We start from the raw sequence: 12,908 nt of genomic DNA on the forward strand, positions 1-12,908 counted from the left end.
TGTTCCAGTCACCTCGATTTCCCTAATTGATTGATTTTTTTGGTCCCTTGGGAATATAATTAATAACCCCGTTAGGCGCGCGATTAATCGCGTGCCTAACGGGGTTTTAAATACGTAAATCACATTTCAGTAGTTATAAACCTTTTTTTCCTTCAAGCCAATATCCTTGTGAATAGACACTTCCTCGTGTTTGATGCTTCAGAACCTTTCTGAATGTTTGAACTGATTTGACGTTTCCTACTAACGCAAAATTGCCGGTGTTCCATTCCTTGGTTTTAAACAATGGTAAATCGCATATCCATTTTTCATTTCTGAATGAATCGTTTTTTACAAAAACAGTAAAGTTTTCTAATCCCAAAAGTTTGGGAACATTTTTGTTCTCTTCATCCAGTTCAAAATAGAATTGAAATGGATGATTATTGCTTTTCAGGATTGGTAAAAATGCACAAGCAAGACCTAATGAAGTTTCATCGCCAAAAAAGAATTGATTTTCTATACTTGGGTCGTATAATTTTTTTCCTCTCGATGGACCAATATATGTTTCATCACCTACATTTAAAGAATCAAAATAGTTGCTTCCAACTCCATTTTTATGAATATGAAATATGATATCTATTATTCCTTTTTCCTTATCGTGATAAGCAGCTGTATAATTCCTGTATTCAGTTTCGGAAACACGAAGCACATTGGCATAGCCGATCTGAAAATTCATTTTTGATACATCTCCCTGAAAGCGTATTTTCTTAACCTGTGAACTGATGTAGGAAGTTTCTAAAACTTTTGCGTTTGGTCTAAGTGTGCTTTCGAACAAATTACCTACCCATTTTGGTATACTTGAAATCATTGTTTATTGCTTTTTAATTCAATGCAAAGGAACAATGATTGGAAATTTCAATCTATGCAGGAACAAGGTAAGTATTGGATTAATCGTGGTTTTTGTTTCGGAACGCCAAAGCGGTCTTACCGGAAACTTTGGTAAACAGCCTTGAAAAATAAGGGTAGTCGTCATAGCCTAATTCGGTGGCAATTTCTTTTACCGACATATTAGAATGATAAAGCAAGCGTTTGGCTTCCAAAACGACACGTTGCTGTATATGATGCGAAACAGAAAATCCCGTGGCGTTTTTAACACATTCGTTTAAATAAGATGAGGAAATATTTAATTGCTGTGCGTATTCTGTCGGTCGTTTGGCAGAAGCAAAATTTCGTTCCAACAACTCTTTAAAGGCTTTGGTTAGGATTTCATACCGTGAAAGTTTGTCAAATGGTTTTGATTGGACTAAATACTGTGAAATAACAAGTCCGATTAAGGTGTTGCAGCTGCCGTTTAGCAAAGGGTAATATAGTTTTTCGTTTTTACGTTCAGCTAATTTTAAGCAAAACGATACAGCTTCCGTAATAATTGCAAACGATTCTTGATTTAATTGCAAAGGTTTGACTGGTGTTATATCTTCTAATAATTTCAGGTATTCAGGATTCAGATTTTCATTACTAATTGCCCAAATACTTGCAGTTGCATTTTTGAACGACAAGGTTCTGTGCACTTGATTTTGATGAATAAAAACAACCGATGAAGGTTCTATGGTGTATTCCTGAAAGTCAATTTCAATGGTCGTTGTTCCTTTTTCCTGTAAAAAGAACAAATGATATTCGTCCCTATGCGATTGCTTTATGTTGTCAATTTCTTCAAGCTGCTCGAATAATTGAAAATCTTCGCTGGACATTTTGCCTACAAAAATGCCTGTGCCGAAGTCAGCCAACATAGGATTTACAGGAATAGGATTTACTTTTTTGGACATTGTTTCTATTTTCTCAACACAAGTCAAAGTTAGCCAGTTTGTGTTGTTTGTTGGTCTGTGCATGTTGTGTTAGGGTTGCTAATAACGGTTTGCAGCTACAAGAAGGTGGCGATTTAATAGCAGCTAAATATCTGTCGATACAAATAGGCAAATTGCTCTGAACCTTTACTGAAGCAAACGTAATTTTTTAACCGCTCGCTGAACTCCCATAGTCCCATAGCTGGAAGGTGCAGTTTTACTTTTCAATCGATATTAAAAAATATTGATACACCAAATATCTATGTGTCCATCTTTGGTTAGCATATTTGGTAAACGAAAGGACTGATATGATTATGAGTGAAATAATAACGGTCCAATTCAAACATGGAAAAAAACAAAGATAGACACATAGTAAACAAAGTGATCTAAATAATTTAGAGTTAGCTTCGTGCTTCTCTAGTTCTGGAACTATTGTAGGATTATTCATCTTAAGATATGCTTCAGCAGCTTTTAGCTGATCTGTTTGCAAAGAAAGTTTTTCCTCAATCGTGGCCTCACTTTTCGAAATAAAGCTTTTGTGCTTTTTTAGCTTCCATTTCAGGTAACTAACTTCATATATTGGGTTCAGAGTCATCGCACAAATGTGATGTATAAAATGACCGGATATATATGAGATCATAACGAAAAAGAACCATGCGAATGCAGTTACATCATTAACTACTATGTTTAAGAAGTCGGGAACACTAAAACCTACAATTGCTGGCAAAGTCGCACACAAGATAAAACCTGGAATAATAAAGGCTAAAAATTCCATTAAGCCAAAAAACAAATCACCTGGTTTTAAAATCATTCTCTTTTACTTTTGAAGGTTTTATGCAAAATTGCACCTAACGTTTTCCAAATAGGCAAAGGCGCCTAACAAGTATAGTAAAATTTGCGCTTTTGCTTATTTGGTGTTAGGCATAGTCATTAAAAATATGTGATCTTGTTTGATTCAATTTTAAATAAATCGCCATTGATTTTTGTGATTTTTGATATCCAATTCATGTTATCGTCGTAAAGGTATTCGTAAGAAATTGTGTCGGTATTATTAGATTCAAAAAAGAAAACCACCTCATTTACTGGGTCTCCATACGAATTATTGGTATAGGTTCTTTTTAAAACGATTTTTCCATTTGCAGTAGTTTCAATTTTTTCAATTAATTGTCCCGCATCATCATATTTATAAAAGAAAATGTAACTCTCTGCGGTGTAAACGTTTTTCGAAAAATCTTCAAATGAACTAGTATCTATTTTGTAGTCTGAGTTCATGTAAAAAGTAGTTCTCGAAGACCAGTTTGAATCTAAATACTTCTCTTCGGTTAATAGATTTTTTGTATTGAAGGTCCAAAATTTATATTTCCGACTAGTTGAAGAAAGATCTGCATGATAAATTTTATTGCCGAGTTCATCATATTTAAAATAGTCTGGAAACACTTCACCACTTTCAATAACACTTTTTAATTCAATTAATTGATTTAACTCGTTGTACTTATATGAAGTAGTATTCACTTTTATTTTGTGGTTTTCATGAAAATAATTTGATTGAATTAATTGTCCATTAGCATCGTAAATGAAGTCTGTAACAGAGATTACTTTGTTATCTTGTCGATATATCTCACTTGAAAATCTTAACCCAGAATTATCAAATTTCCTTTCAATAGATGAATTGAATGATTCCCCTTCAAATTTTACATAAAGCGACCTGTCTATTTTTACAGTGCGCTTCTGTTTATTGAAAACATAATGAAGAGTTTCTCTTATGTCAATTTCATCAGGCGAGAAATATGTTTGTTCTTCGTAAATTATACTTTTAATAGCTCCTTTCAAATGACAGGTGTCAGTCATAAATTCTTGTGCTGAGAGATTATTCAAATAGACAAGAAAAAATATTAGCGAAATGTATTTCATTAAGGGTTCAGTTTATTATGCATAACTTATCTATAACCCCACCTAAAATACAATTTATACCGCAAATACAATAAGCGTCGGCGTGCTATGCATAACTTTTGAAAAGGATACTGATTGAACAAGCAGCAGATTCGGAGAAATGTGATTTGAAGGAGAAACTGGAAGAACTGGCGGAAGGGGTTTTGAGAGAGTTGATGGTAATTTGATAAAGCTGCTCGCGCCAAAAAGGAGGATTTCTGAAAAATGGATCGCCGATATTATTTGTTTTCATCATTTGGTGGTTTATGCCACAATCCCAGTTCGAACATTTTAATTTTAAAAGATTCTGAGTTCATGTCAATTTCCGGACTATTAAGGGCAGTTGAAATCGCATAAATAAATGGTCCCGGTCTATTACTCCAACCTCTTTGGAATGGTCTCGGAGAATAATTCGCTATGAATCCACGAACAGCGAGTGCTGTTTTGTCCTTATTATAACTTATTTGCAAATCTACACATGGATAGATGTTGTTGGGATCGATATAGACTTCTTTACAGATGGCATCTATGATATCGATCCGAGTTCTATAAATAGGGGCACCTTCCCTCATCCATTGAAAACTGCCGATATCCGGTAGCGAAATATTTGCATGAATCTCTGCTGCTAACTTTAATTCGTCCAGCGTTTTCTCGATGAATTTTTTAAACTCCGGTTGTGTCATAGGTAGGTATTTCGTTCTTGTTTTTAGTTAAATTAACTCTAACGGTTTTAAGCCTTCGACTTCTTTCAAAGATAGAAATATAGCACCTCATTTTATGCGAACACCCAAAGAAATTCCGGAGTTTGACATATCCGTTAAATGGTTTCCGGAATTTTTTCTCGACACTTGCTACATGGAAAAGAATCGGGATTTACAAATACGTCAGGATATGAAAGCAAACATTCTAACCCTCATCCAGGACGATATCAAGATCTCCCGCTTGACAAACACCCTGGACCGCCTGCATGTTCCGGCGAACCACTATCCCTTAGGCAATGCAAAAGTGATCTTCTCCTTGTTGGAAATCCCGGAAACGGAACAGAACTTCGAAATGTACTATCAACTCATCGAACAAGCAGCAGATTTGGAGCAATGCGATCCACTTGAAAAATTGGAGGAATTGGCGGAAGGGGTTTTTAGGGAGTTGGTGGGGGAGGAGATAAGTTTTATTCTTAGACGGGATCTTTGTTTTACGATTCCTTTAAGTCGTATTTTTTTGACAGCTTTTTTTTCTGTCCTTTTCTATGAAATTTTGCTATCTGTTCCTTTATAGCATTAAAATCATAATTTCTACCAACGATGTATTCATTTTTACGAACTTTTTCAACGTGTCTTTCTTCAAGTAAGAATGTCCATATTTGATCAATTCTATTATGAATCAGATAATTTTTTTCTAACCACTCAAATAAGATTTGATGATTTTTAAATCTTTCAGGAATGGACTTTCCTTCACAATCTTGAATCGCCATACAAAGAGCTGTGAAATAGATTGTGGCAATAGCAAATTTTGCTGTGACCCATACCTGATTTTCAGCAAGTTTTACATCAGCAAACAAACCTTGTTCAAAATAACCAATTTCTGCTAAGCTTTGAACTTGTCCATGTGTTATTTCGCTATAAAATTCATATAAGTGAGTTGGAAGTGATATGTTGTTGTTTTTGAGTTCGTTACGGATGTTTCCATCTAAAAAGATGCTGTTTTTGGAATCCTTTAACCAAAAATCAAAAAGGTCTGGATTCAAAGAACAAAGGATTAGTAAATTCAATCGTGAAATTAGCGTTCTACAAATCACTAATGAGTCTGCGTAACATTTACTATCGGTTAGTAATTCGATTGACTTTGCAGATTGAGAGTTTGATTTGAGTTGAAATAAAAAAGCAACATCAAATTTCAACCGCCATTCGTTATTTTCGGGATTTTGGTTTATAGCTCCAACCAATCCAAAGTATGCATTCAATACAACATAAAATTCATCCCTATTTGTAAACTCCTCAAGTTTCCAATATTCAGACATTGAAACACCATTCGTTTTTTCAAAAAACGATGCACCTTTCAAGATTTCCTCAATACTTTCTTTGGGAATTTTGTTTTTAATTAATATTTCGAGTTTATTTTCGATGTTCGTTGTTTTTGAGTTTGTGGCTTATTTGGTACTAAAAAGAACAACTATTCGGAAAGCTTCAGATCTTTTACATACTCCATTGATTTATCCAGTAGATACATCATTATGTGTCCTGGTGAAAGTGTGTTCTGTGGACGACGTTCGCCCTTTGTTGCTATATGTTTACCTGTTGATCGCCAAGTGAGTTCTAGACAAACAATACTCCCATCAGTAAGCGGAATTTGTATATCGGGGCATAATTGACTATTAGGTAGGTTTTGTTTTTCACAAGTGACTGTTACATCATTCCCTGATTTTAATAAAAATTCTTTTAAAGCCTCACTTAAAGAAAGATTTAATGCATTATCACCTTTTGCTGCTAATTGCTGAATAGTCATGTATTCTTTTGCCATTTCGTCAGCAGTTTCTCTTGGTCGGAAAGTTAATGATTCCTCTGGATTAAGAATTGCTTGTCCAACTCTTGTTTTGGCAATTGTTTCTATGCAATTTTCAATTTTTTCAGTTTTCTTTTTCAGATCAGTTTTTATTTTTTCTGCTCCATAAGTCCTTACTGCCGCCAGCGCCGCATTAGGAGTTAATTCAAATAATCGGACATCCAATATTCTCATAAGATAGGCCATGTCATTTCTACGCTTTCTCCAATCGTTGAGGTAATTAGATTTATTATCCTTATTGTCTAGAAATTCTGCAATTTTGTCTATATCGAGTCTATTTCTAGTTCCTTGAGTTAAACTACTTACTGTACGATCTAGCTCTTTTGAATCGTCACCAGGGACGACAATCCAAACCCGCGGTCTAATTTTGGTTTTTAATATATTGTATGTTTGAGAATTTCTTTGAGCAGAATATGCATTCAACCTAGAATAAAATTCACCAATAGTTTCACTTTCTCTTGCCATTTGCATTGCAGTTTCAGAGCCAATCCCAAATGATTCTAAATTCTCTCCAGCATTTAATGAACGTGTCGTAATATCTGCTACCTCCGAAAAGTTGTCTTTTGAAAGTCCAGTAAAATCATATCTTTTATAACGTGTTCCTAATAAACTATCTCTTCCAATATGCCAAGCCATTTCAGCTATTTTGGTTGATACTTCTAAATCTGTAATAGGCCAAACAATTAGAGCTTTTCCTTGATCTATTCGAAATAAATTCCTAAGCGCTTCAAATGAAACTTTTAGATCACTATCAGTTTCGTTTGGATTGTCTCTATCATCAATTACATAAATCCTATGTTTCGTATCTTTTGGAGTATCATTACTTATAAACGTTGCCAAGCTTAGTATTGGCTGTTCCTTTTTAAATGAAATAATATCGACATTATCAAAGAAATATTTTAATCCATGTAGAAATGTTGATTTCCCAGAACCTGATGTTCCATGAAGAATTAGGAGCCTCCCTAAACCTGAAGTCTGTATTTCCCGTAAAGTGATTTCAATTTCGTTACAGGCAGATTTTACTGGTTGAATTATACCAGAAATATCACTTCCGGTTTTAAGAGATTCTCTTTGCAATTGTTCAAATCTTCCTGGTAATGAAAGATGTTTTAGGAAATCTTCATTCATACTTAATATTTTGGGTAAGTTAATATCTCTTTATCAAAAGCTTCCTATATCACCCCCTTCGCCTTCAATTCCAAATACTTATTGATCGAATTGATCGACAGATCTTCCGGTTTGGAAAGAATGGTTTGGATGCCGTTTTGGCGCAGCTCGCGGGCAATGTTCCACTTCACGTTCGACATTTTATCCGCAACGGTGGCTTCAATGAGCTCTTTGTGGGTGTGGACTGGCTGCTGGGCCAGTTCCTGTAGTTCGTTGTTCTGGAAGAAGATGACGACCAGTACGTGGCGTTTGTTCAGGCGCTGTAACATTGGAAGCGCTCTGCGCATGGCAAATTCGCTTTCAAAGTTGGTGTAGAGCAGTAGGAGGGAGCGCGTTTTCACCTGTTTGCGGATCGTTTGGTACAGCAATTCGAAGTTTCCTTCTTTGAAGAGTGTTTTTTGGTTGTACAAACTTTCCAGGATGCGTCTCAGTTGACCTTGATTTCTTTCGGCGGGAACGATGGCTCCCATTTTGTCTGAGAAGGTGATGAGGCCGGCGCGGTCGCCTTTTCTCAGGGCTATGTTGGTGAAGACCAAAGCGGAGTTGATGGCGTAATCCAGCATGGTCATTTTGTGGAAGGCCAGCTGCATCGGGCGGCTCTTGTCTATCACGCAGTAAACCGGCTGCGAGCGTTCTTCCTGGTATTGGTTCACCATTAGTTCGTTCTTGCGGCTCGTTGCTTTCCAGTTCACGGTGCGCAGGTCGTCGCCCTGCACGTAATTGCGGATCTGCTCAAACTCGCTCGTGTTACCAATCCGGCGCACCTTTTTGATTCCCTGTGAAAGGGTCTGCTGGTTGAAGACTTTCAATTCGTACTGCTTCATCTGCAATACGGACGGATATACTTCAATGCGTTCCACCAACGGAATCACGATGCGGCGCTGCGCCAAAAACAGGGTAGAGCGCACAAAGATCACCACATCGCGGAATTCGTATTCTCCGCGCTCGGTAGGAGTGAAGGAGTAGTGAAAATCCTTCGTTTTCTTCGGCAGCAGAATGGTGTTCCAGACGGAAGCTCTCTTCTGCATGAAGAGCGGGTATCCTTCGTAGATCCCGACCTGCAGGGGCTGGGCGGTTTGGTTCAGAACAGAAACCGTGACTTTGTTCTCGTCGCCCAGGTTCATGCGTTCCTGGTATTTGCGTTGCACGCGGATCGGTTCTTTGTAGAGATTTACAAGCAAGACATCCAGGATCAGGGCAAATAAGAGCACAAACAAAACCGTTTTGCCGATAATGCCCAGGAAGGGAACAAAAAATGCTCCTCCTGTCAATGCGATCCCTATTCCTCCAACGAGGAAAAAGAACCGGGTGAGATGGATACTTGCCAGTAATTTCATTAACGCGGAACTTCGATGGTTTGAACGATTTCACGGATCACTTCTTCCATTTGGGTTCCTTCCATTTCCGCTTCCGGAGTCAGGATCAAACGGTGGTTCAATACGTGGATCGTCACGAACTGGATATCATCCGGTGTCACGAAGTCGCGTCCGCGGATGGCAGCGAATGCTTTGGCGGCTTTCAAAATGGAAAGCGAAGCACGCGGCGAACCTCCCAGGTACAATTTGGAATGGTTCCGTGTTTTATTCACGATCTGTGCAATGTACTGGATCAAACGGTCTTCAATGATTACTTTCTCTACCACTTTCTGTACTTTGTGCAATTCATCGGCAGTGAAAACCGCAGTGATGTTTGCCAGGTCCGGTGCCTGGATCTGTTCTTTGTAACGCGTTAAGATCATCGTCTCTTCGTCCAATGTCGGGTAATCCAGTTTGATCTTGAACAGGAAACGGTCGAGCTGTGCTTCCGGAAGGTTGTAAGTTCCTTCCTGCTCCACCGGGTTTTGCGTAGCAATCACCAAAAACGGGAAAGACATTTTGTACTGTGTTCCGTCGTAAGTGATTTGGCGTTCTTCCATGACCTCGAACAAAGCGGCTTGTGTTTTCGCCGGTGCACGGTTGATCTCATCGATCAGTACGATGTTGGAGAAGATCGGTCCTTTCTTGAAACTGAATTCGCTGTCCTTCATGCTGAATACCGAAGTACCGATCACATCGGAAGGCATCAGATCCGGGGTGAACTGGATCCGTGAGAAGTCCACGTGCAATACGCGTGACAAAGCTTTTGAAGACAGGGTTTTCGCAACTCCGGGAACACCTTCCAATAAGATGTGTCCGTTGGAGAAAATTCCCGCAAGCAGCAGTTCAATCATTTCGGATTGCCCGATCACGTATTTGCGCATTTCTTCGCGAACGCGGTTCACTTTCTCAGCAACCCAAAGCAGGTCGGTCTGATCGCGCTGTACGAAACCCGGAGTCACCGGAGTCACCGGTGTCTCAGCCGGGTTCGACAAAGCACTCGCTTGTTCTTCCGGAGCGGGATTGGTTGAAGCAGCCTCGTTCGACTGTTCTCCGTCATTTGGCATGTATGCCGCTAAATCGTCATTTCCTTCCTGGATCATGATTTATGAAGTTTAATGAATTCTACAAATTGGTTCAGTGCCGACCTTGCTCTTCGTGAAAGCAATGCCTGGCGTATTATAAAGGTATTTCCGTCCTCGCATTCGAACGTAACGTGGGATTTTTCCACGCTGCAATGAATGGTTTGGTTCAATGAAATTACGCGTTTTCCGGCAACAAGGCCGTAAATAATGAGCTGATCTGCCTGGATGCTCGCAACCGGGAGACGGATGTAGCGCGAAGCGAAGTAGATCAATACGATAGCCGGGATAATGAACAGCATCCCGATTCCTCCACCAAGCGAGAGCATGTAGAGCCCGCGGAAAAGGGTGATTAATCCCATCAACAGGATAAATGCACCTATCCAGATGGATTTGTCGAGGTGTACTTCCTTGTCCGAAGCCACAAAGTGTTCCGTAGGGCGAAGAATTCCCGTTTCAATGTAGAATGCGCGGATCTTCGCATAAGTAGCTCCCAAATGGCGGTTGTCCACGTTGTTTTTGCGGGAATCCAGGCTGTTTACAATGTCGATGATCTTATCCGAATCGTACGGAACTTTTGCAATGAGTTTTTCCAGGTTCTGTTCGCGGGTTTCTTTGCGGGAAAGATCCACGTAGAAATGCCTGTTGATAGCCGAATAGAAGTTCTTGCGCATTACCTGCAGTACACCCACAGGCGAATTGCGGGAAATGTAAATGGAACTCAGTGTTTCCACGAATGCCAATGACATGTTGCGTTTCTGGCTGTATCCCGGAAGGATCTCTTCTTTCCGTTTTGCGCGGAAGAATACGTATAAGAGCAGCAGTACAAGCAATAACAGGAAGGCCAGGCGCAGTGCCGGGTTCTTCAGGATAAACTGGATCAAAGAAGTGTCTTCTTTTTCAGCCCCGTCTTCCTCGGCATCTTCGTCGTAAATAGGCTGCTCGGTTGAATCGTTGATCCCGCAGGTCAGGAAAATAACCGGTTTGTCTTTGGGTATTTTGTTCAGGACGATGCGCGCATGTGCATATCCGTTGGGTTGAATAACCTGGTAGTTCTCGAATAAATTCGGGATACTGTGGAAATGGACTTTTCCCTTGTGGTGTTTTTCGTAGAACGCAAACGGATGCTTCAACGCATACATGTACGAGCGGTAGTTGGTGTCAATGATTTCCGTTTCCGAAAAGGAATACCAGTCTTCGTTGATCGTATCGTTCTCATACACGTGGTAGAAAGGAAGCGTGGTATCACCGATCCATGCAAAAAGTACCCTGCTGTAATCCCAATAGAAAGCGCCTTCCAAAAAGTGGCGGTCGTAGATATTAGTCGTGAGGTGGTTGAAACTCAGGTAAACGGTTGCTCCGCTGTCTGCGTAATGCATGATGGAGTCGTAATATTCCGTCGGAGCACCCAGCTCATCCCCGATAAACAAATACGTTGCTTCTTCGTGATTGGGAATGCTGTCGAGGTCTGACCAATAGTTCAGATCGTAAATGGAATCTTTGACATGAACGTCGAGTAAATCCATGAAAAACGAAATATTCCGCGGATTCTCATCCTTCAGGTCGTAAAGTTTTTTCCAGTCGGAGCTGTACCTTTTGCGGATATTGCTTGCAGAACCGCCGGCAGAACTATCCAGGAACCAGATTACAAGCCCCATAAACAGCGCAAAGCCCAAAAATGATAGGATGACTTTTTTGTTCATTACGCTTTTTCAATTTTTTGGAAAGCTGTTTTCAGCTGTGGTTCGATAACCTGGTAACTGGCGGCATCCATGGAATAATCCCCGTACCAAACCAGGTCGTAAATAGAAACAATCTGTTCGAATTCCCGGGAAATCGGTTTTCCCTGTACTTCGATGATATAATGCATGTTCGTTTTTTCCTTTTTCCAGAAGATCCATCGGCGCTGGATCAGTTCTTTCATGGCAAACAGGAAGTAAATGCGGACACATTCTTTGTAATTGCCGGCAGCGGTCGCTTCTTCCAAACGCAGTTCCAGTTCGGTCTTACTGATCTCAGCCGGATTCAAATCTTCCACTAAAGCTTCAAACGGAATGGTTTTCACGCGCGGACTTCTGTTTTTGATCATGTAGAAGATCAAAATGGCCAATGCTACTACCAATAAAATAATCCCGAGCCATTTCCAGAAGTTCACGGAAATATCCGGTGCGTCAATGTTCGGCCCGTTCGGCGCATCAAAATCCGGAACGTCCACATCTTCGGAAGGTTCGATATTCGGATCTTCTTCAATGGTCCCGGTTCCGCCGTCGCCGTCTTTGCTATTTTTCCCTTTCTCCAGGTCTTTCGGAGAATAGGGCGTTCCCTGGTAGGGTTTGGTAGTCCCATTCGGACTTCCCGATCCGCTGGAATAGGATTCGTTGATGGAAGTCGGGCTTTGATAGTAATCCGATTCCGGGCCTTTGTACTTGTCGGATTGCTTGTAGCCGTGTTCCTGCCGGATCTGGTTCCATTTTTCACGCGTGGTGAGTTCCTTTTCCTTTTTTGCTTGGGCTAAGAGGAGGAGTGGAAAACAACAGAAGACGATATGTAAAAAGGCTTTATTCAAAGTCTAGGGCAGTTTCCTGGTAACGTTTGCGTTTTCCAAAGTTTTCAAATTGTTTTTTCAAACCGGTAGATTGATTTTGCTCGCGGAAGGTGTAGAACATGAATCCCATCATGATCACAAAGAAAGGCAGTGTGAACAGGATAAACATGACATAAACCAGCTGGCGGGCAATGTTTGCCGGAACTAAAAAGTCGGAAGTGTAATAGCGCGCAACGTTCTTAACGAAATCAGCAAATTTATCCAGGAAATCTTCCAGCATGGGTTCGCGCATGAAATTTACTTCCTGGTAGCTCAACACACAGGCAATCGGCTGTGCGAAAATGAACAGTACCAAGCCCATGAGCGAAATACCCAGCAATACATTCCCGTAGTTGCGAGCTCCGTACCGGAATCCGTTCCCGAAGCGTTTCCCAAAGGATTCTTCGCCCAAAAT

General features: G+C 40.1%; 12 protein-coding genes. 1 reads left to right on the top strand and 11 read right to left on the bottom strand.

Features of this window, described 5'->3' with window-relative positions:
* Positions 1-133: 133 nt before the first annotated feature.
* The 4 genes from QZT69_RS05245 to QZT69_RS05260 form a co-directional block, all read right to left on the bottom strand.
* Positions 134-844, bottom strand: a complete 711-nt coding sequence (locus QZT69_RS05245) for an FAD-binding oxidoreductase (RefSeq protein ID WP_294671321.1) — start codon at positions 842-844, stop codon at positions 134-136.
* A 79-nt stretch (positions 845-923) separates the two neighbouring features.
* On the bottom strand, positions 924-1,799 hold the full coding sequence (locus tag QZT69_RS05250) for an AraC family transcriptional regulator (RefSeq protein ID WP_294671323.1): 876 nt from the start codon (positions 1,797-1,799) through the stop codon (positions 924-926).
* 948 nt (positions 1,800-2,747) lie between these two features.
* Positions 2,748-3,728 (bottom strand): hypothetical protein, encoded by a 981-nt coding sequence (locus QZT69_RS05255; RefSeq protein ID WP_294671325.1) that lies wholly within the window; start codon positions 3,726-3,728, stop codon positions 2,748-2,750.
* Positions 3,729-3,985: 257 nt separating this feature from the next.
* The gene (locus QZT69_RS05260) at positions 3,986-4,429 is read right to left on the bottom strand and encodes a hypothetical protein (protein WP_294671328.1); all 444 of its coding nucleotides are present in this window, start codon (positions 4,427-4,429) and stop codon (positions 3,986-3,988) included.
* Positions 4,430-4,637: 208 nt separating this feature from the next.
* Between QZT69_RS05260 and QZT69_RS05265 the strand changes: the two genes are divergently transcribed.
* Positions 4,638-5,021 (top strand): hypothetical protein, encoded by a 384-nt coding sequence (locus QZT69_RS05265; protein WP_294671331.1) that lies wholly within the window; start codon positions 4,638-4,640, stop codon positions 5,019-5,021.
* Here QZT69_RS05265 and QZT69_RS05270 read toward each other — a convergent pair.
* The 7 genes from QZT69_RS05270 to QZT69_RS05300 form a co-directional block, all read right to left on the bottom strand.
* The gene (locus QZT69_RS05270) at positions 4,939-5,805 is read right to left on the bottom strand and encodes a hypothetical protein (RefSeq protein WP_294671334.1); all 867 of its coding nucleotides are present in this window, start codon (positions 5,803-5,805) and stop codon (positions 4,939-4,941) included. The genes QZT69_RS05265 and QZT69_RS05270 overlap by 83 nt on opposite strands.
* A 110-nt stretch (positions 5,806-5,915) precedes the next feature.
* Entirely contained in the window at positions 5,916-7,433 is a 1,518-nt protein-coding gene (locus QZT69_RS05275) for a hypothetical protein (RefSeq protein ID WP_294671337.1), read from the bottom strand.
* Positions 7,434-7,477: 44 nt separating this feature from the next.
* A complete protein-coding gene (locus tag QZT69_RS05280; RefSeq protein ID WP_294671340.1) occupies positions 7,478-8,809 on the bottom strand; it encodes a DUF58 domain-containing protein in 1,332 nt (443 codons plus the stop codon).
* The gene (locus QZT69_RS05285; protein ID WP_294671342.1) at positions 8,809-9,930 is read right to left on the bottom strand and encodes a MoxR family ATPase; all 1,122 of its coding nucleotides are present in this window, start codon (positions 9,928-9,930) and stop codon (positions 8,809-8,811) included. The genes QZT69_RS05280 and QZT69_RS05285 overlap by 1 nt, the downstream gene beginning before the upstream one ends.
* Complete coding sequence (locus tag QZT69_RS05290; RefSeq protein WP_294671345.1) at positions 9,927-11,612, bottom strand: hypothetical protein; 1,686 nt, start codon at positions 11,610-11,612, stop codon at positions 9,927-9,929. Before QZT69_RS05290 ends, QZT69_RS05285 begins: the two co-directional genes overlap by 4 nt.
* Complete coding sequence (locus QZT69_RS05295; protein ID WP_294671348.1) at positions 11,612-12,475, bottom strand: hypothetical protein; 864 nt, start codon at positions 12,473-12,475, stop codon at positions 11,612-11,614. Before QZT69_RS05295 ends, QZT69_RS05290 begins: the two co-directional genes overlap by 1 nt.
* A partial coding sequence (locus QZT69_RS05300; protein ID WP_294671351.1) for a hypothetical protein occupies positions 12,468-12,908 on the bottom strand: 441 nt, incomplete at its 5' end. The genes QZT69_RS05300 and QZT69_RS05295, both read right to left, overlap by 8 nt.

Source organism: uncultured Fluviicola sp. (assembly GCF_902168135.1).
In the GTDB taxonomy this organism is placed as follows: Bacteria; Bacteroidota; Bacteroidia; order Flavobacteriales_D; family Crocinitomicaceae; genus Fluviicola.